General features: G+C 70.7%; 17 protein-coding genes. 7 read left to right on the top strand and 10 right to left on the bottom strand.

The annotated features are described in order from the left end of the window. Positions 1 to 31: 31 nt before the first annotated feature. Positions 32 to 715 carry a pyroglutamyl-peptidase I family protein gene (locus tag MZTS_RS05355; protein WP_192282355.1) on the bottom strand — a complete coding sequence of 228 codons (684 nt, stop codon included), beginning with the start codon at positions 713 to 715 and terminating at the stop codon, positions 32 to 34. After that, positions 712 to 1,701 (bottom strand): methylmalonyl Co-A mutase-associated GTPase MeaB, encoded by a 990-nt coding sequence (gene meaB / locus MZTS_RS05350; RefSeq protein ID WP_192282353.1) that lies wholly within the window; start codon positions 1,699 to 1,701, stop codon positions 712 to 714. Before meaB ends, MZTS_RS05355 begins: the two co-directional genes overlap by 4 nt. Positions 1,702 to 1,845: 144 nt before the next feature. Here meaB and MZTS_RS05345 point away from each other — a divergent pair, with 144 nt between their 5' ends. Beyond that, positions 1,846 to 2,880, top strand: coding sequence for an alpha/beta hydrolase (locus MZTS_RS05345; RefSeq protein ID WP_009864751.1), 1,035 nt, complete (start codon positions 1,846 to 1,848; stop codon positions 2,878 to 2,880). A gap of 195 nt (positions 2,881 to 3,075) precedes the next feature. Further along, entirely contained in the window at positions 3,076 to 3,429 is a 354-nt protein-coding gene (locus MZTS_RS05340) for a hypothetical protein (RefSeq protein WP_009864752.1), read from the top strand. A gap of 124 nt (positions 3,430 to 3,553) precedes the next feature. Here the strand turns inward: MZTS_RS05340 and MZTS_RS05335 are convergent, their stop codons facing one another. Beyond that, entirely contained in the window at positions 3,554 to 5,434 is a 1,881-nt protein-coding gene (locus tag MZTS_RS05335) for a S9 family peptidase (protein ID WP_192282351.1), read from the bottom strand. 70 nt (positions 5,435 to 5,504) lie between these two features. After that, the gene (locus tag MZTS_RS05330; protein ID WP_192282349.1) at positions 5,505 to 6,422 is read right to left on the bottom strand and encodes a L,D-transpeptidase; all 918 of its coding nucleotides are present in this window, start codon (positions 6,420 to 6,422) and stop codon (positions 5,505 to 5,507) included. 724 nt (positions 6,423 to 7,146) lie between these two features. On the opposite strand from MZTS_RS05330, the gene MZTS_RS05325 reads away from it, so the two are divergent. From MZTS_RS05325 to MZTS_RS05315, 3 genes are all read left to right on the top strand, one after another. Continuing rightward, positions 7,147 to 8,394 carry an exonuclease SbcCD subunit D C-terminal domain-containing protein gene (locus MZTS_RS05325; protein ID WP_192282347.1) on the top strand — a complete coding sequence of 416 codons (1,248 nt, stop codon included), beginning with the start codon at positions 7,147 to 7,149 and terminating at the stop codon, positions 8,392 to 8,394. A 10-nt stretch (positions 8,395 to 8,404) separates the two neighbouring features. Beyond that, positions 8,405 to 12,151: an AAA family ATPase gene (locus tag MZTS_RS05320; RefSeq protein ID WP_192282345.1), complete on the top strand. Its 3,747-nt coding sequence runs from the start codon at positions 8,405 to 8,407 to the stop codon at positions 12,149 to 12,151. Positions 12,152 to 12,418: 267 nt separating this feature from the next. After that, on the top strand, positions 12,419 to 13,681 hold the full coding sequence (locus MZTS_RS05315) for an MFS transporter (protein WP_009864530.1): 1,263 nt from the start codon (positions 12,419 to 12,421) through the stop codon (positions 13,679 to 13,681). A gap of 156 nt (positions 13,682 to 13,837) precedes the next feature. On the opposite strand, the gene MZTS_RS05310 is transcribed toward MZTS_RS05315, so the two are convergent. Beyond that, positions 13,838 to 14,644, bottom strand: a complete 807-nt coding sequence (locus MZTS_RS05310) for a ComF family protein (protein WP_246482001.1) — start codon at positions 14,642 to 14,644, stop codon at positions 13,838 to 13,840. Between the two features lie 26 nt (positions 14,645 to 14,670). After that, positions 14,671 to 14,901, bottom strand: a complete 231-nt coding sequence (locus tag MZTS_RS05305) for a hypothetical protein (RefSeq protein WP_192282343.1) — start codon at positions 14,899 to 14,901, stop codon at positions 14,671 to 14,673. A 220-nt stretch (positions 14,902 to 15,121) separates the two neighbouring features. Between MZTS_RS05305 and MZTS_RS05300 the strand changes: the two genes are divergently transcribed. After that, a complete protein-coding gene (locus MZTS_RS05300; RefSeq protein ID WP_192282342.1) occupies positions 15,122 to 16,012 on the top strand; it encodes a methyltransferase domain-containing protein in 891 nt (296 codons plus the stop codon). Then, the gene (locus MZTS_RS05295) at positions 16,012 to 16,368 is read left to right on the top strand and encodes a DUF427 domain-containing protein (protein WP_192282341.1); all 357 of its coding nucleotides are present in this window, start codon (positions 16,012 to 16,014) and stop codon (positions 16,366 to 16,368) included. The genes MZTS_RS05300 and MZTS_RS05295 overlap by 1 nt, the downstream gene beginning before the upstream one ends. Before the next feature lie 110 nt (positions 16,369 to 16,478). On the opposite strand, the gene MZTS_RS05290 is transcribed toward MZTS_RS05295, so the two are convergent. Genes MZTS_RS05290 through argJ form a run of 4 tightly spaced genes read right to left on the bottom strand, consistent with a single transcriptional unit; the run spans position 16,479 to position 20,414 of the window. After that, on the bottom strand, positions 16,479 to 18,005 hold the full coding sequence (locus MZTS_RS05290; protein WP_192282340.1) for a DUF6880 family protein: 1,527 nt from the start codon (positions 18,003 to 18,005) through the stop codon (positions 16,479 to 16,481). A gap of 32 nt (positions 18,006 to 18,037) precedes the next feature. Further along, positions 18,038 to 18,457 (bottom strand): (deoxy)nucleoside triphosphate pyrophosphohydrolase, encoded by a 420-nt coding sequence (locus MZTS_RS05285; protein ID WP_192282339.1) that lies wholly within the window; start codon positions 18,455 to 18,457, stop codon positions 18,038 to 18,040. After that, positions 18,454 to 19,173 (bottom strand): SIMPL domain-containing protein, encoded by a 720-nt coding sequence (locus tag MZTS_RS05280; protein WP_192282338.1) that lies wholly within the window; start codon positions 19,171 to 19,173, stop codon positions 18,454 to 18,456. Before MZTS_RS05280 ends, MZTS_RS05285 begins: the two co-directional genes overlap by 4 nt. Further along, complete coding sequence (gene argJ / locus MZTS_RS05275; RefSeq protein WP_192282337.1) at positions 19,170 to 20,414, bottom strand: bifunctional glutamate N-acetyltransferase/amino-acid acetyltransferase ArgJ; 1,245 nt, start codon at positions 20,412 to 20,414, stop codon at positions 19,170 to 19,172. The genes MZTS_RS05280 and argJ overlap by 4 nt, the downstream gene beginning before the upstream one ends. Positions 20,415 to 20,476: the final 62 nt, after the last annotated feature.

Below are 20,476 nucleotides of genomic sequence, written 5' to 3'. Positions count from 1 at the left end.
GGGCCCGACCGCGTTGCAAGCGGGCACGGTTCTAGGCCCTTGTTGAGACGCGCTTTCTCGCGCCGAACCGGTCTCCGCTTCGGCGGAAAGCGCTCTCAGCTCTCGCCCTGCCTCGCAGGGCGAGCACCCGCGCCGCTTCCGCGAACGCCTCCGCCCACAGGTCGAGAACCGGCCGGCGGCGCCCTCCCCCGTCTGTCCTGCGCTTGGTACGCGGCGGCATCGGGATGTGGAGGAAGACCACCGGGTGCCCCTTCTCCAGCGCGCGGAAATAGGAGGCGTTGCAGAGATAGCGGCCGGCATCCCGCGACGGCGCGGCGGCGAGACCGGCCCGTCTCAGCGCCGCGCGGACCGGCAGAGCCGCCGGACTCCACCTTTGGGCCGGCCCCCCGGGATCGAGGGCGAATCGCCGCCCGACCATGCCGCCCGCATCGGGAAACAGCCGGCTTACCCGGTTGACCGCGCGGCTCTCGACGCAGACCCGGCGGCGGCGCGCCGCCACACCGATCATCAGCACGGCGAGTGGTTCCCGCGCCAAGGCCGGGGCGAGGTGTGTCTCGAGGGCGCCGTAGCGTGTGTCGAGCACGAGGCAATCCGGCCGGTGCCCCAGAATCAGACGCAGGCGCGGCAGAGTCGCGAGCCGGCGGGCCAGCCGCCCGCTCGGATTGTCGGGAACGCCGGGAAACGGGCCGAAGCCCGTGATCAGCAGACGGTTCACAACCCGATCAGGGTCGCGATGGCATCGGCTCCGGCGGCGGGCGAATGCGTGCCGGCGGCAACGGATTTCTCCGCCTCGGCGGTGGCCTTGCGGATCTCGGCGCTGCCGACGAGGCGCTGGTGCAGCCGCTCGTGGACCAGGGCCCACATCCACTTCACATCCTGCTCCCGCCGCTTCCGCGCGATCTCGCCGGTCGCGGTCAGCTTGGCGCGGTGATCCTCGATCCGGCTCCACAGGGCGTCGAGGCCCTTGCCGTGCAGGCCTGAGATGGTGACCACCGGCGGCGTCCAGGTGGCGGAAGGCGGCGTCAGGATGTGGAGCGCCGCGCGGTACTCGGACGCCGCGGCATTGGCGCGGCGCTCGCCCTCGCCATCGTCGGCCTTGTTGACCGCGATCATGTCGGCGAGTTCGAGGATGCCCTTCTTGATGCCCTGAAGCTCGTCGCCGGCCCCCGGCAGCATCAGCACGAGGAAGAAATCGGTGAGGTCGGCCACCGCCGTCTCGGACTGGCCGACGCCGACCGTCTCGACGAGGATCACGTCGAAGCCCGCCGCCTCGCACAGCAGCATGGTTTCGCGGGTCTTGGCGGCGACGCCGCCGAGGGTGCCCGAGGAGGGCGAGGGCCGGATGAAGGCGTTGCGGTCGATGGCGAGCCGCGCCATCCGCGTCTTGTCGCCGAGGATCGAACCGCCGGTGCGGGTCGAGGACGGATCGACGGCCAGCACCGCCACCTTGTGCCCGGCTTGCGTGAGGAGCGAGCCGAGGGCGTCGATGGTGGTCGACTTGCCCACCCCCGGCACGCCGGTGATGCCGACCCGGATCGCTCGGCCCGTTTGCGGCAGCACCGCATCGATCAGGTCGCGCACCGCCGCCCGATGATCGGCCCGGCGCGACTCGGCGAGCGTGATGGCGCGGGCCAGGGCCGCTCGGTCGCCGGCCAGAAGACGCTCGCGGATGTGATCCATGTCGGGGAGGGTCGCGCTCATGGCCCCTTCATGCCGGGGCCGGGGCCGGGCGTCGAGTGCTCAAAATCCCATTCGTGCCCCGCCACGGCCAAGATCCTACGCGAAGGAGGGACGCCCCGTGCCGGCTTGCCACCGCCACGGGATTTTCCGGGGACCATAACGGCCATGCAGCCTTCCGACGCGACCCGCCGCTCCCTCCTGCGCCTGATGGGCCTTGCCGGAGCGGCCGGCCTTTCCCCCGCCCTCTCCGGCTGCGTCATGGACGGCCTCGCCACCGGCGCGGTGGCCGAGACGCAATCGGCGCTCGATGTGAGCCCGGTCCTCCTCGTCGCCACCACCCGCCGCCCGGCCTCCGGCAACCCGCCGAAGCCGCCCTATTTCGGCTCGGAACGCGGCCGGGGCCTCAGCTTCGCGGAGGCGCGCATGGCGGCACCGGACCGGTCCCTGATCGGCAAGGTGTCGTCGGTGATCGGCAGCGATTGGGGCATCCGCTCCGTCGGCGAGGTGACCACCGGGCCGGGATCGGCGGCGGCCTTCGCCCAGGCCGCCTTCGGCCGCGACGTGCTGATCTATGTCCACGGCTACCGCGAGAGCTTCGAATCCGCCGCGATCAGCGCCGCGATGCTCTCCGACGGAATCCGCTTCAGGGGCGCCTCGGCCCTGTTCACCTGGCCCTCGGCCGCCGCCACCTTCGATTACGGCTACGACCGCGAGAGCGCCCTGTGGTCCCGCGACGCCTTCGAGGATCTGCTGAAGACCCTCGCCACGACGCCGAGCGGCGGGCGCATCCATATCGTCGCCCATTCCATGGGCACGCTCCTGACCCTCGAAACCCTGCGCATGTTGCGGGTCGAGGCCGGCGAGGCGGCCGTCGCCCGGATCGGCGCGGTGGTTCTGGCCGCGCCCGACATCGACATCGACCTCTTTGCCAACGGCGTCGAGCGCCTGGGGCCGGACGCCAAGCGCATCACCGTCATCTCGGCGACCAACGACCGGGCCCTCGAGATCTCCGGGGCCATCGCGGGGGGCGTGGTCCGCGCCGGCGCCGCCGACCGCAAGCGCCTGGAGGAACTGGGCGTGCGCGTCGCCGATGCCTCGGATTACGGCGGCGGCCTGTTCAACCACGACCTGTTCCTGTCGAACAGCGAGGTGCAGGGTGTGGTGAAGCGGGCCATCGCCCGCGGCAGCAGCGGCACGTAGCCGTCGAACCGAGGCCGACGGGACGTTCAGCGGGCGGTTCGCGCGGCCAGAGCGCGAAACTCGCCCGTGGCCCATCGACGAATCCGGTGCCGGCAGCCTACAAGCGCCGCCGAACCCGGCCAAACCGGTCGCGGTTCCCCGCGGGACGCGGCGCGTCGGCGCGTGGCTCTTTATCCCTCTCCGAGGATGTTCCCGATGTTCACGCTCGAGATCGACGGCACGGCGATCGCGGTCATCAACGGCGACGAGGCGACCGCCCGCGACCTGTTCACCTGCGACGGCTTCAAGGAAGACATCCGCAGCCTCACCACCGCCGGCAAGCCGATCTGGAACGGCACCTCGGAACTCGTCATCCGCAAGGCCTCGGAGGACGAGATCGAGGAGTTCGAGGACGCGCTGGCCGCCGATGACGGCGAGGGCGATTTCGAGGCCGACGACCATCACGCCGCCGATGCCGCCAGCGGCGCGGATGACGAGGAAGAGGACGAGGCCGACATCGTCTTCCTCGTGGACATCGACGACGAGGACGACGAGACCCTCGACGCCTGAGCGATCCGGCCCACGGCCGCTCAAGATACGCTCCTCCCCGAGAGGGGAGGAGCCGCGAATAGGCATATGCGCCGGACAGGGCGCACCCGCTCTCCCTCCCCCGACCGGGGAGGGAGACGATACCTCAGCCTTCCCGCACCACCTGCATCGACGTTCCCGCCGACTCGGCCTCGCGCATCGGCTCGCAGCGCCCGCCGAGATGGTGGGACAGGAACACCTCCGCGCGCGCGAAGAAGGCCAGCCGGTTGGCCGGGCGGACGAGCCCGTGCCCCTCGTCCGGGAAGAGCAGATAGGTGACCGGGATGCCGCCCTTCTCCATCGCGGCCACCATCTGGTCGGACTCGGCCTGCTTGACCCGCGGGTCGTTGGCGCCCTGCACGATCAGCAGCGGCGCCCGGATGCGCTCCGCGACATAGACCGGCGAGCGCTCCCGGATCAGCGCCATTCCCTCCTCCGTGTCCGGGTCGCCGATGGCGCGGTGGAGTTGCGCCCGCATCGCCTCCCAATAGGGTGGGATCGTCCGCACCAGGGTTTCGAGATTGGCCGGGCCGACCAGATCGATGCCGCAGGCGTAAGCCTCCGGGTTGCGGGCCAGCGCCATCAGCGTGGCGTAGCCGCCGTAGCTGCCGCCCATGATCGCGATGCGGGCCGGATCGGCCACGCCCTGCGACACCGCCCAGGCCACGGCGTCGCTGAGGTCGTCGTCCATGCGCCGACCCCACTCGCCGTCGCCCGCATTGAGGAAGGCCTTCCCGAATCCGGTGGAGGAGCGGAAGTTGACGCTGAGCGCCGAATAGCCCCGGTTGGCGAGCCATTGATGGATGCCGTCGAAGCCGAAGCTGTCGCGGGCCCAGGGGCCGCCATGGACCAGCAGCACGAGGGGGCCGGGCGCCCGCGCGTCGAGCGGGCGGGTGAGGTAGGAGACGAGGTCGAGCCCGTCGCGGGAGCGGATGATCGTCGGGCTCATCGGCGCCAGGGGAGCGCCGTCGAGTTCGGGCCGGGCGCTGCCGAGGGAGCGGAGCGTCTTGGCACGCCGGTCGTAGATCGCCGCTTCGCCGATGCGCGTGTCGGCGCGGGCGACGACGATCCAGAGCGTATCGGCCTCGTCGCGGCTCGCCGGAAACCAGTCTCCGAGCTCCTGCGTCTCGAGGAAGGCGAAGTCGTCCGCGAAGCGCGGGTCGAGCACGTGCCAGCTCTTGCGGGCATGGGTGACGGAATAGGCCACCGGCTCGTGGGTCTCGGCGTCCAGAAGCACGGCGCCGATATCCGCCTCGTCATGCGCGGCCAGGACGCGGGTCTCGCCCGTGGCGAGATCGATGCGGGTCAGGGCGGCGGTGTCGCGGCCGCGGCTGTCGCGACAGAACAGGGCGGTGCCGGCGGCGTCGAGGTTGTCCGCCCCCGAGACCCGCGCATCCTCCGGCGGGAAGGTCAGCCAGGATGTCCAGCCGTCGCCCTCGCGGGCGAGCAGCTCGCTCGACCCGTCCGGGTGATTACGGATGGCGAAACGCACCGCGTAATGGTCGTCGATCAGGAAGCCGGCGAAGCCCGGATTCTCGGCGACGAGGTGGCGCTCGCCGGTGGCGAGGTCGATGGTGTGCAGATCGTGGAAGCGTGGGTCGCGGTCGTTGATCGCGACGAGGATGCGGTCGCGCACGATCCGGCTGAGGCCGACGATGGCCGCGGCAATGCCGGGGATCGGCGTCAGGTCGCGGCGCTCGTTGGTCGTCAGATCGACGGCGTAGAGGTGATGGTTCTCGTCGCCGTCGGCGTCCTGCACGTAGAGCAGGTGTCGGCCGTCATAGGCGAATGCATAGGCGTCGATGCCGCGCCGCGTGTCCGTCGTGACGGGGATGGCGGCCTCGAGATCGTCGATCGGTGCCGACCAGACGTTGAGCACGCCCTCGAAGGGCGCCACCCAGCCGAGGCGGCGCCCGTCCGGGCTGATCTGATGGCCGTACCGCGTCGGATTCCCGAACAGATGCTCGCGTGGAATCAGATCGACCATGATGTGTCCTCGGCGTTCGGCCCCCTCCGTCAGGGCGGCGGGCTCGTCCGGCGAGGAAACTACAGCGGGATCAGCCGAGCACCACCACCCGCGCGCCGACCTCGACGCGATTGAACAGGTCGATGGCATCTTGGTTGATCATTCGGATGCAACCGGAGGACACGCTCTTGCCGATGGATTGCGGCTCCAGCGTGCCGTGGATGCGGAACAGCGTGTCCTTGTTGTTCTGCCACAGATACATGGCGCGGGCGCCGAGCGGATTGCGGGTGCCGCCGGGCACGCCCAGGCCGCTCTGCAGCTTGTCGACCTGGCTGGCGAGATCGGGCCGCCGGGCGATCATCTCCTTGGGCGGATACCAATCCGGCCAAGCCTGCTTCGAGTTGATGGTCGCGGTGCCCGACCATGAGAAGCCCTGCTTGCCGACACCGACCCCGTAGCGCCGCGCCCGGCCGTTGGGCAGGACGAAGTAGAGGAAGTGCGCCTTGGGATCGACCACGATGGTGCCCGGAGGCTCGGTGGTGCGGAAATCGACTTCCTGACGCAGATAGGTCTGGTTGAACTTCTTGTAGGGAATCGCCGCGACCGGGAACGGTTCGTTGGTGATGGCCGCATAGGCGCGGGCGTAATCGATCGGGCCGTTATCCGGCTCCTGCGGCGGCACCGGATAGCCGGCCTGCTGCTGACGCGGGGTCTGGTTCGGCGCCTCGGCGGCGGGCTGCTCGCCGTAGCGCTGGGCACGGCGCCGGGCGTAGGCCTCCGCGTCGAGGTCGCCCTCGGCATCCGGTACCGGGCGGCCGTTGCTGACCCGGCCGTTATAGGGAACGTATTGTCCGCCGCGGCGGCGGAACAGGTTGCCGTTGGTGTCCTGGTAGAGGCGGTCGTCGTCGAACCCGTCGAAGGTTTGGGCGAGGACACGGCCCGGCAGGATGGCCAACCCGAGGCTGGTCGCGGCCCCGAGAAGAAGCGTACGGCGGTTCTGACTAGACATGGATCGCTCGATCGAATGGGCCGGACCGGGAGCGTCTCCGAAATGCGGGACGACGGTCACGATCGTCCGGGCCGGCTGAACTGCCCCGCTTGCTCCCTAGCAAGGAAGTGAACGGGCGTCAGGGCCGGACCGGATGGTCACCGGCCTTGCACCGACAAGTGTGCGAACATTGTGTCCAATAGGTTACACGCGCGGCCGCCATGCGTTCGAAGCGCGGCTTTAACGATTTCGCAAAAAATGTGCGGATGGCGTGGCGAATTGTGGCGAGCGGCGATTGCATTGGGAGGGCCGATCCCTAGATCAAGCCTGACCGTTCGGCCCCGACCACGGACCCCTCCCCTTGCGCGCTTCGCTTCTCCGCCTCTCGCTCGGAACCCTCTGCCTCGCCCTCTTGCCACTTGGCGGCGCCGAGGCTGCCGGCAAGTCTTCGTCTTCACGTTCGGCGGAACCCTCCGCCGCGCAGACTGTCGTGACCGGCCCGAAAACCGCATGGACCGCCGCCGAGCCCGCCAATTGCAGCCGGGTGCGGCGCAAGCTCTGGCAGGCCGATGAGGGTTGGTTGGTGAAGACGGTCACCGTCTGCCACTGAACCTGGACGCCACAAGCCACAGCCAATTCCGGGGCGCCGGCGCGGCGCCCCTCGAAGCCGGCTGCGTAAACCGCTAGAACCCCGCGCTCCGGGCGGCCATGACGGCCATCCAGGTTTGGGTGAGTGGCGTTCCCAGTGATCCGCGTCCTTCACACGGGCGACTGGCATATCGGCCAGACCCTGCGCGGCTTCTCCCGTGAGCGCGAGCACGACGCCGTGTTCGCCTGCCTGGAGCGCATCGTCGTCGAGCGCGAGGTCGATGCCCTCGTGGTGGCGGGCGATGTGTTCGACAGCCAGAATCCATCCGGCGAATCGCAGGCGCGCTTCTACGCGCTGATGGCGCGGCTCCACGCGGCGCGCCCGGCCATGACCATCGTCATCACCGCCGGCAATCACGACGCCGCCGGACGGCTGGAAGCGCCGCGCCCCCTGCTCGAAGCCATCGGCGTCCACGTGGTCGGCAATGTCCGCCGCCGGGACGGAGCCATCGACCTCGACCGACATCTCGTGCCTGTGCGCACCGCCGATGGCGAGGTGGCGGCGCAGGTGCTGGCCGTGTCCTATCCCACCGCCGCCTGCCTGCCGCCCCTCTCCTCTCTCGGCAAGGAGGGGCGCGTCGGCGAGACCTCCCCCATCGTGCGGGCGGTGCGCGACCTCTACGGCCAGCTCTTCGAGGCGGCCCGGCCGCGCCTCGCCGGCCTGCCGCTCCTCGTCACCGGGCACCTGCACGTGGCGGGCGGCCTCGAATCGGAGGGCGCGGAGCGGCGCATCCTCGTCGGCGGCGAACACGCCGTGCCGGCGGATGTGTTCCCGGAGGAGGCGCGCTACGTCGCCCTCGGCCATCTGCACCGGGCGCAGGGGCTCGGCGGCGGGCAGGTGCGCTATTGCGGATCGCTGATCCCGCTCTCGGCGGCGGAGCAGCCCTATCGCCACGGCGTCACCCTGGTCACCCTCGGCACAGGCGCGGCGGAGATCGAGCATATCGAGATCGCCCGTCCCCTGCCCTTCCTGCGTCTGCCTGCCTCGGGCGACATGCCCCTCGCCGATCTCGGCGACCATCTCGCCGCCCTCGCCCTCGACCCCGACTTGCCTCCGGAGGCCCGGCCCTACATCCAGATCCGCCTGTCCCGGGAGGGCTTGCTGCCGGGCTACCGGGCCGAGGTCGACCGCATCGCCGAAGGGTTCCCGGTGCGCGTGGTGGATGTGCGGGTGACGGTGCCGGCGCGGGCGGCAATCGAGATCGCCGAGACGGCGGCCCCGCCGCCCCGGCTGTCCGAGCGCGACCCGGAGGAGCTGTTCCGCCTCGCCTACCGCGCCAAGTGGGACGAGGATCCCGAGCCCGCCCATCTCGAGGTGTTCCATCGCGCCCGAGCCGAGGCCTGAGGGGCACGGAATGCGCATCCTCGCGATCCGTGGCGAGAATCTCGCGAGCCTCGCCGCGCCCTTCTCGGTCGATCTCGCCGCCGAGCCCCTCGGGGCCACCGGGCTCTTCGCCATCACCGGCGAGACCGGGGCCGGCAAGTCGACGATTCTCGACGCCCTCTGCCTCGCCCTCTACGGCCGCTATCCCCGCGTCGCGGTCGGGCGCCGGGAGGACGTGCCCGATCCCGGTGGCGAGGCGCTGAGCGCCAGCGACGGCCGGGCAATCCTGCGCCGGGGCGCGGGCGCCGGCTTCGCCGAGGTCGATTTCATCGGCCAGGACGGCGTCGCTTACCGGGTCGGCTGGGAGGCCTATCGCGCCCGCAACAAGGCCACGGGCAAACTCCAAGCGGAACGGCGTCGGCTGCACCGGCTCGACGACGGCAGCGCGGTGGCCTCCGGCAAGACCCAGGTCCTCGAAAAGGTCATCGCGCTGACCGACCTGAATTTCGATCAGTTCCGGCGCACGGTGCTGCTGGCGCAGGGCGAGTTCGATGCGTTTCTCCTCGCCGCCGAGAGCGAGCGGGCGGAGTTGCTGGAGAAGATCACCGGTACGGCGGTCTATTCGGAGATCTCGAAGCGTGTCCATGCCGGCTACGAGGAGCATCGCCGCGCCGTCGAGGCTTTGGAACTGCGCCGGAGCGAGATCGGCCTGCTCGACGAGGAGAGCCTGAAGGCCCGCAGCGACGAGCGCGACGGTCTTCTTGCTCAGGTCGAGGCGTGGCGCGCCGAGCAGGAGGCGGTGAGCCGCACCCTCGAAACGGCACGCCGCGTCGAGGCCGCCCGCGTGGCCTTGACCCAGGCCGAGCAGCGTGTGGCCTCGGCGCAGGAGATGGCAGAGGCCGCCGCTCCGCATCGCGAACGGCTGACCGAACTCGACGCAGTCGAGCCCCTGCGGGGACGCGCCGAAGCGCTCGGCGAAGCTGCCCGCGACCGCGCGGCGGCCCAGGCTCAGACCGAGGCGGTCGCGGCCCGAGTCGGGGCGGCGAAGGCTGCTGCCGCAGCGGCCGAGGCCGAACGAGCGCGGGCCGGCGCGGCGGACGAGGCCGCAGAGGTCGTCTTCAAAAGCTTCGGTCCACTCTGGGATCGGGCGGCCGAACTCGACACCACCATCATCCATGCCGAGCGAGAGGAAGCCGACGCCACCGAGATGCTGCGGGCCGCGCAGGAAGCCTCAGCAACGGCCAAAGCTGCGCTGGCTGCGCTCGAGCGCCGCCTCGCGGAGGCATCCGAGTCCCGCGATCAAGCCGCCGTGCAGTTGGAGGCGGATCGCGCCCACGCTGTTCTCGCCGAGCGCGGTGCCGAATTCGGCCAGAGGATCCGCGAGCGTGCCGGCCTGCATGAACAGGCGAAACGCGCTGAAGCCGAGGGCGCGGTGCGGCGGGCCGAGATCGCCGCGTGCGGGGTCGAAGCAGAATCCGGCACCACCCGGTTGACCGAGGCGCGCGCCCAGCGCGAGGCGTTGGCAGCGCAGCGGGCCGAGCGCGAGGCGGCGCTCGATGGCCTCGGTGAAGCGGAGACACAGGCGCGCGCCGCCGCCCTCGACGATCTGCTCGATGCCCTGCGCGAGGCCTATGCCGTCGCGGGACGCCACGGCGCGGCGGTCGCCGACCGCCAGGGCGCCGAGCAGGCGGGGTCGGAGGCCGATGCTGCCTTCGCTGAGGCCTCGTCCCGCTGCGAGGCCGCCGAGGCCGCCCTGCATGAGGCCGCGATCCGGCGCGCCGAAATCGCGCCGCTCGCCGAACTGGCCCAGGAGAGCGCCTCGCGGGAGGCCGCGCGGCTGCGGAGCCTGCTGGTGGCGGGCCAAGCCTGTCCCGTCTGCGGCAGTGCCGATCACCCTCATACCCATGGCGCGGACGGCGCGCTCGACCGGCTCGCCGAGGAGATGCGGGCCCGGCGCACCGCGCTCGATGCGGAGATCGCCGCTCACCAAGCGGCACGGGACCGGGCCCGCAGCGATGCCGCCGCCGCCGATGGCCGGCGCGCGGCGGCGAAGGCTCATGCCGTCAACGCCGCCGCCGCCGAGGATGCGGCGTCCGCCCGCTACCGGACATTGCTGCCTCGCTTGACCGAGACGCTGACAGCGGCGAAGCTTGCAGCGGTTCTCCCGCAATCGCCCGTCGCGGAGCTTCTGGCCGCGACCGGCACCGCGGCCCGGGCCGAACGCGATGCGGCGCTTCGAGCTCTTTCCACGGTTCGGGAGCTGCGTGCCGAGATCGACGGCCTGATCCGCGCCCGTGACGAGGCGAGCGCCCGGATCGAGGCCGAAGCCGGCCGCCTCGACCTCCTCGGCCGCCGCCGGACCGAGGCGAGCCTCGCCGCCGAGCGGGCCGCGAGCACGGAGGCCGTCCTTCACCAGCGCATCGCCGACCTGTCCCGCGACCTCGCACCGGCCCTGAATGCCGCCGATCTCGCCCTCGCGGATCTCGACCGGGACGCGGAGGGCTGCGCGCGCCGGATCGAGCTTCTGGGTGAGGCCTATGCCACTTTGCGCACCCGACACGCTGCCTTGGACAGCCGGATCGCCGCCCTTGCCCCGGAGCGCGCTGCGGCGGCGACGCAGCTCGACGGCGCGGAGCGACAGGCAGGCCGGGCCATCGAGGCCCTTGCCGAGCGAACCGCCCGTCTCGAGCAGGCACGGGAGGCACGTGCGCAGCTCCTCGGCGGCGAGGCGACAGGCCCCCATCGCACCCGCGTGAACAACGAGCGCCACGCCGCCCGCGACGCACTCAAGACGGCGCAGGCGGCCCATGCCGAGGCCGCGAGCCGGCTGACCGCTGCCGTGACCGAGGCCGCCGCCGCCGCCGCGTCACTGGAACGCGCCTCCGTCCGTCACGAGGCCGCCGAACTTGCCTTCACGCAGGCCTGCGGCGCACGCGGGCGCGAGGCGGTGAGCGCCCTGCTCGAAGTCCCGCCGGAGACCCGGAACACCCTGAGGGAACAGCTCGACCGGATTAGCCGGGAAGAAGCGGAAGCCCGCACGGCGCTGGCCACCCGCCGGGCCGATCTCGATGCGCTGCTGACCGGTGTCGAGATCGACGTGGAAGCCGCCCGGAGCGAGGCGACCCGTCTGGCGGCAGCGATGGGCGAGGCGCAGCAGCGCCTGGGCGCCCTTGACGCCGAACTGCGCCGGGACGAGGCAGCCCGTGCCCGTTCCATCGATCTCGCCGTCGAGATCGAAGCGGCGCGCGCCGTATTCGCGACTTGGTACAAAGTGGAGGAGGCCATCGGCTCGGCGGGCGGCGACCGCTTCCGCCGCTTCGCCCAGGGCGTTACCCTGGATCACCTCGTGCATCTCGCCAACGATCAGCTGCGCGCCCTGAGCCCACGCTATCGGCTTGCCCGCAGCGCGGAGGCCGATCTCGCCCTCCACGTCGTGGATCGCGACATGGGCGACGAGCGCCGGGCCACGCGCAGCCTCTCGGGAGGTGAGCGCTTCCTGGTGTCGCTGGCATTGGCGCTCGCCCTGTCCGGGCTGGAGGGGCGGCAATCCTTCGTCGATACCCTGTTCATCGACGAGGGCTTCGGCTCCCTCGATGCCGAGACCCTCGATCTCGCCGTGGATGCCCTGGAAGCTTTGCAGGGCCGGGGCCGCAAGGTCGGCGTCATCACCCACGTGGCCGGGATGATGGAGCGGATCGCGATCCAGATCCGCGTCGAGAAGTGCGGCAGCGGCCGCAGCGTGGTCCGGGTGGTGGATCGCGGCGTCGCCGTTCCCTGAGGCGCGATGCCGATGCTGCAATCATAGGCAGCGCTGCATCCATCCGTGGCAGCGCGGCTACGCTCCGCCGAGGCGCCTCGGCGATCTGCGGCCGATCATCCGTCAACAAGTTGGCACGGCCGCTGCATGAGAGCTGTCGCTGCCCTTGTGGCGGCGGGCGGGGCAACGGCGCCCCGCGATGCGGACGGTGCGTGTCCGGACAACTTCCCCCGCATTGACGGCCTCGCCCCTCCGCGCGGCCGGCTGCCAAGTCTCACGAGCACGCCGATGGCTTCCTTCAAGACCGTCATGAAGTCGGGTCACCCCCCGACGCTGTTCGCAGCCTTCCTGTATTTCGATTTCTGCTTCGCGATCTGGGTGCTCAACGGCGCCATGGGCCCGTTCATCACGGAGACCTACAAGCTCACCCCGGCCCAGACCGGCTTCATGATCTCGCTGCCGATCCTGGCCGGCGCGATCATGCGCTTTCCCCTCGGAGTGCTGGCTCAGTATATCGGCCGCAAGAACGCGGCGCTCACCGAGATGAGCGTCATCGTCCTGGCGATGGCCTACGGCTTCTTCTTCGTCTCGTCCTACAACGACGTGCTCGCCATGGGCGTGCTGCTCGGCATCGCCGGCGCCTCCTTCGGCGTGGCGCTCTCCCTCGGTTCGGGCTGGTTTCCGCCGGAGCACAAGGGGCTGGCCATGGGCATCGCCGGCGCCGGCAATTCGGGCACCGTGCTTGCCGTGCTGTTCGCGCCGCCGCTGGCCCAGGCCTATGGCTGGCAGGCGGTCTACGGCTTCGCCGGCCTCGTCATGATCGTGCCGCTCGTCGTGATGATCCTGCTCGCCAAGGAGCCGCCGGATTGCCACGGCCAGTCCTTCAAGGAGCATGTCTCCTGCCTGTTCACCAAGGACGGCTGGGCCTTCTCCCTGATCTACATCATCACCTTTGGCGGCTTCATCGGCCTCTCGAACTTCCTGCCGACCTTCTTCTACGAGCAGTTCAGCGTGACGAAGGTCGAGGCCGGGCGGCTGACCATGCTCGCCGCGCTGATGGGCTCGGGCATCCGGATCCTCGGCGGCTATTTCGCCGACCGGATGGGCGGCATCCTCGTGCTCTCCCTGGTGCTGCTCGCCGCCATCGGCTCGTTCCTGGCCCTCACCGCCACGCCGTCGCTCGCCGTCACCACGCTGCTGTTCATGCTCTGCTTCGCCGCGCTCGGTGCCGGCAACGGTGCCCTGTTCCAGCTCGTGCCGCTGCGGTGGCCGACCAACACGGCGGTGGCCGGCTCGATGATCGGCGAGGTCGGGGCCCTCGGCGGCGCGATCCTGCCCAACGTCATGGGCTTCTCGAAGCAATATACCGGCGGCTTCGCCACGGGCTTCGTGGTTTACGCCCTCTTCACCGGTCTGGTTCTCGGCTGCCTGTTCCTCTGGCAGCGCAAATGGGTCGGCACCTGGGTGGGCCCCCGCGGCAAGGTGCTGGATCCCGCGGGCGAGACGCTCGGCGAGGCGGAAGGCGCGCGCGTCGCCCCTGCGACCGCCTGAGCCAAGCTCCAACATGTCACGGATCGGGAGCCCGCGCGGCTCCCTTTCTGTTCGTGGCAGGTCTGTTCGTGGCAAGTCTGTTCGTGGCAAGTCTGTTCGTGGCAAGCGCATCCGCCGAAGCCATGTCGGCGGATGCGACCGGGGCCGGACCGGCTCTCAGAACCCGTCCCGGGTGACGGTCGCGAAGGTGAGCAGATCCACGCGCGCCGCGCCGGCCCGCAGCAGAACCCGCGCCGCGGCATTCCCGGTGGCGCCGGTGGTGCTGACATCGTCGATGAGCAGGAGGCGCCGGCCCTGGATCCGCGCCCGCGACCCCTCCGGCACACGGAAGGCGCCCTGTAGGTTCTCGGCACGCTGGACGCGGGTGAGGCCGACCTGGGGGCGGGTCGCCTTCACGCGCGCGAGCGCACGGATGTCGCAGTGTCGCCCGGCGTACCGGCCGATGTCGCGCGCCAGCAGCGCCGACTGGTTGAAGCGTCGACGCCACAACCGCGTGCCGTGAAGCGGAACGGGCACGAGCAGATCCGCCTCGTCCAGCACGTCATGTCCGGCGGAGGCCATCATGCGGGCCATGACCCGGGCAAGATCGAGGCGATCGTTGTATTTAAGCCGGTGAACGAGATCGCGTGCCGTGCCGTCATAAACCGCAACCGCGCGGGCCCGGCCGAAAACCGGCGGTTCGGCAATGGCGGCGGGCGACAGCAGCGGGCCGATGCCGAGATCGAGGGCGAACGGCGTCCCGAGGCGCTTGCAATAGGGACGCTCGATCAGGCGAAAGCCGCTCCAGCACTGGGCGCAGAGGGCGTGGGGTTCACCGGTCGCGGCGCCGCAGCTGACGCATGTCGGCGGGTAGATCAGACCGATGGCGACCGAGGCGACGGAGCGGAGGCCCTGTGCGAGCCCTCTGCCAGCTCTTTCGCTGAGGAATTTCGTGCCAAAGGCGGGACGGTCTGACGTGAGCATTGCCGCCGGCTCCCCGGCGGCCGACCTCAGTGAGCGTCGCCGCTCGTCTGACCGTTGCCCTGGGCCGCCTTGTCCTTCTTGTTTGCCCGGTGGTGCCCGATGGCGCAACCGGCGGCGGCGCCCGCGACGCCGTGCCCGGCCATGTGCCCGGCAACGCCACCCACCACGGCCCCCTTCAGGCAGCCCTTGGCCTCTGCAGCGCTGGCCAGGGCCAAGGCGGTCAGGATCAGGGCGGTGCGGATCAAAATCCGTGTCATCGTCGATCTCCTCGGTCAGGCGACAAAGTCGGGGGGCAAAACGGAGGCGCCCGGAATCCGTTCCAGGACAATTTGCCACCGAAGGACCGTTCGGCGAGCGGACTTGCCGTCCAGTTGCCGCCCGGCGCCACGCCCCGCGCGCAGACTTTCACCGAGGAGTGGTCGTGGCCGCTCTTTTGCCCTGGCCGCACCGTCGCCGAAGCCCCATTTGCCCAATCCGATGAACGAATCTGCACCCCTGTTTGATCCCGCCCTGATCCGACGACGCATCGCGCGTGCGCGGCGCGCGGGTTTCGCCGACTTCCTGCTCGGCCGCATCCTCGACGATCTGGAGGACCGGCTGGCGACGGTGACCCGTCCTTTCGCCCTGGCCCTCGATCTCGGGACGCCGCTTCCCGAACTGGCGGAGCGGCTGAGAGCGAGCGGGCGCGTGGAGCGTCTGGTCCGCCTCAGCCCGGTCGCGGAAGGGGGCGAAGGGGTGGTCGGCGAGCCCGAGACGCTGCCGTTCGGTCCGGCGGCGAGGTTCGACCTCGTCGTCTCGGCTCTGGCGTTGCAGCACGTCAACGACCTGCCGGGTGCGCTGGTGCAGGTGCGGCGGGCGCTGAAACCCGACGGCCTGTTCCTGGCCGGCCTTCTCGGCGGAGCGACTCTGACCGAGCTGCGCCAAGCCTTTCTGCAAGCCGAGAGCGAGACCGAAGGAGGCGCGAGCCCACGCGTCGCTCCCTTCGCGGAGCTGCGCGATCTCGGCGGCCTGCTTCAGCGGGCGGGTTTCGCCCTGCCGGTTGTCGATGCGGACACGGTCACCGTGCGTTACGGCGATCCGTTCTCGCTGATGCGGGATCTGCGGGCCATGGGCCTCACGAACGCGCTCCATGACCGCCGCCGAACCCCGCTGCGCCGGGCGACGCTGATGCGGGCGGCCGAGATCTATGCCGAGCGTTTTTCCGACGCGGACGGGCGGCTGCGCGCGACCTTCGAGATCCTGTGGCTCTCCGGCTGGGCCCCCCATGAGAGTCAGCAGAAGCCGCTGAAACCGGGCAGCGCCAAGGTCCGCCTCGCCGAAGCCCTCGGCACCGCCGAACACAGGCTGCCGCGCCAGGGAGAGAGCTGATGAAGGAACCGGGCTCGCATCATCCGATCACCATCACGCCCCATGTCGGAATTGTCCGCGTGCATCTGGACGGTCGGATTATCGCCGAGACGGAGCGGGCGCTGGAACTGCGTGAGGCGGGTTACGAGCCGGTGCTCTACATTCCCCATGACGATGTCGAGGCGCGGGTGCTCGCGCCGAATCCGCGACGGACGCACTGCCCCTACAAGGGCGAAGCGTCCTATTTCGATCTCTGCGCCGGCGGCGAGCCGCAGCGCGCGGCGGCGTGGTCCTATCCAAATCCGTTCCCGGCCGTGGCGCGCATCCGCGGCCACCTCGCCTTCTATCGCGACCGGGTCGAGATCATCGAAGCCTGACGTCTCGTACCAGATCCGTTCGATCCCTTCGGGATGGCGGATGTGGGCTTCGCTCAAACGCCGCGCGGGCTTGCCGAGACGCAACCCGCTTCGATCGAGCGGATGCCGTATCAGCCCTCCACCTGCGACCAGAATCCACTTTTCCGCCCGTGTGCCTTCCGAAGGGCCGCGACGTAATCCTCGTGGTTCGGCGTCAGATCTCCGGGCCGCAGCTCCCGAGCGAGTTCGCCGAGGCGCGTGAGATGGCGGGCGCCATGGCCATAGGCCGGTGAGCGGGCGCGCTCCAGGATGTCGCCGATCAGCGCGCGATAGAGCAGGCTGGCGGCGAGCGGGTGGTCGGGCTCCAGCGCCTCGGCGGCGGGCGCCAGCAGCTCCCAGATGCGGCCCGACCATTCACCGCGCCGGTCGAGCACCAGCCGCGCGGCACGATCCAGGTTGGGCCAGCGAATCAGGAAGTAGAGGCCGCTATGCGGGTCCTTGCGGCTCGCCGCATGGGCGAAGGCGCGCTCCAGCGCCTCGTCATCCTCGAAATCGGGCAGGCGGGCGAGGTAGTCGCGCAGGATCTGCGGGTCGAGGCTCCGTTCGAAGCGCGCCCAGCGCAGGGCCTGCGCCTCCTCCTTACGCCCGAGAGCGTCGAGGATGCGAATCTCGACCGCTTCGCGCTCGCGCTCCGGCCCATCGGGATCGATGGCGCCGGCGATCAGATCCTGGCGCGTCACCACGACCGTGCCGGGCTTCTGCTTGCGGCGGATCCAATCGAGGGCCTCCTCGGCGCGGCCGGCCCTGAGCAGCCGTTCGGCGACGGCGGGCAGATCGGGTCGCTCCGGCGACAGGTCGCGCTCGATGGCGATGAAGGCATCCGCATCGTTGCGGGCATCGGCGATGACTTGGCGCAGGCGGCTGAGGCGCAGGCGGTGATAGCGCCGTTCCCAATCCTGTCCGGGTGCCGCGACGGCGCCGGCCTTCCTGGCCACCGGCGGCGGCAGGGCGGCAAGCGCCTCGACCAGGCTGGCATCCAGGGAGTCGAGCGCCTCCTTCGTCAGTTTCGGCAGAAGATCGACGAGAAGGGCGCTGACGAGGCCGAAGCCGTCACGGTCGAGACCGTCGATGGCCCGGGTCGCGAAGCGCAGAGCCGCCTCCGGGGGCAGCGCCGCGGCGAGGCCCGCCGCCGCCTCGGCCGCCGCTTCGTAGACGGCATGCACCTGGCCACTGGAATCGTCGACACGCTCCAGCGTCGCGTCGGCCCCCTGAAGGAAGCGAAGCAGACGGTCGAGCGCCATCGACGGATCGAGGGGCTTCAGGTCGGTGAGGATGGTGGCGAGCGTGGCGTCGAGGTCGGCGGCGAAGGCCCTGCGCTTCTGCCAGTCGATGAAGCCGCGCGCCTTCTCCAGGGCGCCGAGACGCCGATCAACCATCGCCGCCACGGTATCGGGGCCTTGCAAGGCCGCGAGCGCCGCGCTCACCCGCTTCTTGAAGGCGGCGCTCTGGCCGACCTCTTCGAGAATCAGCGCGATCAGCCGCTCCTGGCTGAGGGCGGCGAGGCTGTCCGCCGTCGGCGTCGTGCTGCGGGACTTTCGCGCCTTGACGGCCGGCGGCTTGTCGCCCGTCTCGCCGGCCCCTTTCACGCGTCGCGCCATCGCCTCGTCCCAGTGCCGGCCCCCGGCACCGGTCAGGGGCCGAGCAGATCGATCAGGAAGGGAATCAGCGGCAGATCGGCCGGTGGCATCGGCAGGTCACGCAGGGCGCCCGGGCGCACCCAGCGGAGCACCTGCGCCTCGCGCGATTGCGGAAGCCCTTCCCACCGCCGGCAGATGTAGAGCGGCATCAGCAGGTGGAAATCCGGGTAAGGGTGGCTCGCGAAGGTGAGCGGTGCGAGGCAGGGCTCCTTCACCGCGATACCGAGTTCCTCGTCGAGTTCGCGGATCAGGGTCTCCTCCGGCCGTTCGCCGGATTCGACCTTGCCGCCGGGAAATTCCCACAGCCCGGCCAGGGCCTTTCCTTCCGGGCGCTGGGCCATCAGCACCCGGCCGTCGGGATCGACCAGAGCCGCCGCGACGACGAGCACGAGTTTCAGGGGCATCGCGCTCATCGGCTGATCGCGAAAACCGCCTCGACTTCCGCCGAGGTCTCGATGATGCCGGCCTCGACCGGCACGGCGCTCCGCCCGCGCGGCGCCGCGGCCTTCGCGAGGCCGTAGGGCATCGGCCGGGGCGCCTCCGCCCGAGGCGGCGCGTCGATCGAGAGAACGGAGCCGAGCTTGACGCCGGTCGCCTCGGCGATGCGTTCGGCCTGCGCCTTGGCATCCTTGACGGCGGCGACCTGCACCGCCGAATCCGTCGCGGCCGGGTCACGCAGGCCGAAACCGATGGATTCGATGCGGTTGGCACCGGAATCGAGGGCCCGGCGCATCAAATCGCCGAGCTTGCCCATATCCGAGAGGCGCACCCGCACGCGGTTGCCGGCCGTGTAGCCGTCATCGCGCTCGGTCACAGTGCCATCGGGCTGGCGAACCGACCGGGTCCGGGGCTGGAGGCTGATCGACGAGGTGCCGATATCGGCTTCGGCCACACCCATATCCTTGGCCGTCGCGATGATGCCCTTCGCGGTCCGGCTCGCCGCGTCGAGGGCGGCGGCCGGCGTCGCCCCACGGCTTTCGACACCGATCTCCACCGAAGCGAAATCCGGCGCCATCTCCTGCGAGGCGCGGCCGATCACACGGATGCGGCCGGCGGCATCGTCCGCCACCGCCGGCGTGACCGCGAGGGCGAGCAGCAGGGCCGGGGCAGCGAACGAGCGTGTTCTCACGAGCGGTAATCTCCGTTGATGGCGACGTAGGCCTTGGTGAGATCGCAGGTCCAGACGCGGGCCTGGCCTTGGCCGAGGCCGAGCTCCACCCGCACCGTGATCTCGGGCTTGCGCATCACCGCCGTGGCGGCCTCCTCGCTGTAATCGGGGTCGCGGGCGCCGTGCACCGCGACCCGCACATCGCCGAACCAGATCGCGAGGCGGTCGCGGTCGGCGGGTTCGCCGGCCTTGCCGACCGCCATCACCACGCGGCCCCAATTGGCGTCCTCGCCGGCCACGGCTGTCTTCACAAGCGGGGAATTGGCGATCGACATGGCGATGCGGTGGGCGGAGGCATCGCTCTCGGCGCCCTCCACCTCGACGGTGACCAGCTTGTTGGCGCCCTCCCCGTCCCGGGCGACGAGTTGCGCCAGCTCCACCAGCAGGTCGTTCAGCGCCGCGCGGAAGGCTGCGATCCGGGCATCGTCGTCACGCGTGACCGGCGCGTTGCCGGCGGCGCCGGTGGCGAACAGCAGCAGCGTGTCGGAGGTGGAGGTGTCGCCATCGACCGTCACACAGTTGAAGGAGGTCTTCGTTCCCTCGGAGAGCAGCGCCTGCAGCACGTCCTGCGGCAGGGCCGCATCGGTGAAGACGAAGGAGAGCATGGTCGCCATGTCGGGGGCGATCATGCCCGCGCCCTTGGCGATGCCGTTGATGGTGACCGGCACGCCATCGATCTCGACGCGGCGGGTCGCCAGCTTCGGAAAGGTGTCGGTGGTCATGATGGCCCTGGCCGCCTGCGCCCAGGCCTCGGCACCGCCCTCCGCCCGCGCGGCGCAATCGGCCAGGACACCCTCGAACTTGCGCGCGTCCAGCGGCTCGCCGATCACGCCGGTCGAGGCGATCATCACGGCCTCCGGGGCGCAGCCCGCCGCCTGACCGGCGATCTCGGCGGTGAGCGCCACCGCCTCACGGCCCTTCAGGCCGGTGAAAGCATTGGCGTTGCCGGAATTGACCACCAGCGCCCGCGCGCCCTTGCCGGTCTTCAGCGCGTCGCGGCACCAATCCACCGGCGCGGAGGGGCAGCGGGACCGGGTGAAGACACCGGCGGCCTGGGTGCCCTCGGCGAGCGCGACATAGAGCACGTCGGTGCGGTTCTTGTAGCGGATGCCGGCCTGGGCGGTGGCGAGGCGCACACCGGCGATGTCCGGCAGAGACGGCGTCGTGGCCGGCGCCAGGGGCGAGATTTCCGTGGATGACATCGGTTGTCGGCTCCGTCTCGTACCCGCACTCACCATCGTAGCGTGGCCGCGTCGGGAGGGGC

The organism is Methylorubrum zatmanii, assembly GCF_014845115.1.
GTDB lineage: Bacteria > Pseudomonadota > Alphaproteobacteria > Rhizobiales > Beijerinckiaceae > Methylobacterium > Methylobacterium zatmanii.
This window is presented reverse-complemented; position numbering and strand designations above follow the sequence as displayed.

What these genes read in the sequence shown, in the direction of transcription:
- meaB (WP_192282353.1), bottom strand. Translation starts at nt 1,701, where the DNA reads ATGAGCGCGACCCTCCCCGACATGGATCACATCCGCGAGCGTCTTCTG.
- MZTS_RS05310 (WP_246482001.1), bottom strand. Translation starts at nt 14,644, where the DNA reads ATGCTCACGTCAGACCGTCCCGCCTTTGGCACGAAATTCCTCAGCGAA.
- MZTS_RS05345 (WP_009864751.1), top strand. Translation starts at nt 1,846, where the DNA reads ATGCAGCCTTCCGACGCGACCCGCCGCTCCCTCCTGCGCCTGATGGGC.
- MZTS_RS05320 (WP_192282345.1), top strand. Translation starts at nt 8,405, where the DNA reads ATGCGCATCCTCGCGATCCGTGGCGAGAATCTCGCGAGCCTCGCCGCG.
- MZTS_RS05300 (WP_192282342.1), top strand. Translation starts at nt 15,122, where the DNA reads ATGAACGAATCTGCACCCCTGTTTGATCCCGCCCTGATCCGACGACGC.
- MZTS_RS05285 (WP_192282339.1), bottom strand. Translation starts at nt 18,457, where the DNA reads ATGAGCGCGATGCCCCTGAAACTCGTGCTCGTCGTCGCGGCGGCTCTG.
- MZTS_RS05340 (WP_009864752.1), top strand. Translation starts at nt 3,076, where the DNA reads ATGTTCACGCTCGAGATCGACGGCACGGCGATCGCGGTCATCAACGGC.
- MZTS_RS05315 (WP_009864530.1), top strand. Translation starts at nt 12,419, where the DNA reads ATGGCTTCCTTCAAGACCGTCATGAAGTCGGGTCACCCCCCGACGCTG.
- MZTS_RS05335 (WP_192282351.1), bottom strand. Translation starts at nt 5,434, where the DNA reads ATGGTCGATCTGATTCCACGCGAGCATCTGTTCGGGAATCCGACGCGG.
- MZTS_RS05330 (WP_192282349.1), bottom strand. Translation starts at nt 6,422, where the DNA reads ATGTCTAGTCAGAACCGCCGTACGCTTCTTCTCGGGGCCGCGACCAGC.
- MZTS_RS05295 (WP_192282341.1), top strand. Translation starts at nt 16,012, where the DNA reads ATGAAGGAACCGGGCTCGCATCATCCGATCACCATCACGCCCCATGTC.
- argJ (WP_192282337.1), bottom strand. Translation starts at nt 20,414, where the DNA reads ATGTCATCCACGGAAATCTCGCCCCTGGCGCCGGCCACGACGCCGTCT.
- MZTS_RS05305 (WP_192282343.1), bottom strand. Translation starts at nt 14,901, where the DNA reads ATGACACGGATTTTGATCCGCACCGCCCTGATCCTGACCGCCTTGGCC.
- MZTS_RS05290 (WP_192282340.1), bottom strand. Translation starts at nt 18,005, where the DNA reads ATGGCGCGACGCGTGAAAGGGGCCGGCGAGACGGGCGACAAGCCGCCG.